This is a genomic window from Vibrio fujianensis, from assembly GCF_002749895.1.
Classification (GTDB): domain Bacteria; phylum Pseudomonadota; class Gammaproteobacteria; order Enterobacterales; family Vibrionaceae; genus Vibrio; species Vibrio fujianensis.
In genome coordinates this window covers 89,786-90,138 of the sequence record NZ_NBUS01000041.1, presented here as the reverse complement: position 1 = coordinate 90,138, position 353 = coordinate 89,786, and the positions used below count along the sequence as shown (strand labels likewise).

General features: G+C 45.0%; 1 protein-coding gene. It reads left to right on the top strand.

Annotation, left to right across the window (positions count from 1 at the left end):
• Positions 1 to 353 (top strand): DUF2867 domain-containing protein (locus B7C60_RS18345; protein ID WP_245868875.1); only part of this gene is annotated, 353 nt, incomplete at both ends.

The window sequence follows — 353 nt, the reverse complement described above, 5'->3', positions numbered from 1 at the left end:
GATCAGCAAGGGTATTTTTTTGCCAATACCTTATGGCGTACCCGAGAATGGTTAGATGTCTTATTCGGTGCCAGTCGTCCAATTCGCCGTCGTCCACAAGGGCCAGAGTTACAAATTGGCGATTTTATTGATTCTTGGAAAGTGATCCGGTGTGATCCCGGCCAATTTTTATCTTTACTGTTTGGTATGAAAGGGCCCGGACTTGGCCGACTTGAATTTATGATAAAAGAACAAGAAGGTAAACGCACATTGACCGTCACCGCTTGGTGGCATCCGCAAGGGTTTCTTGGACTTATTTATTGGTTTGTGATGATGCCCGCCCATTTATTTATTTTCAAAGGCATGGTACGGGC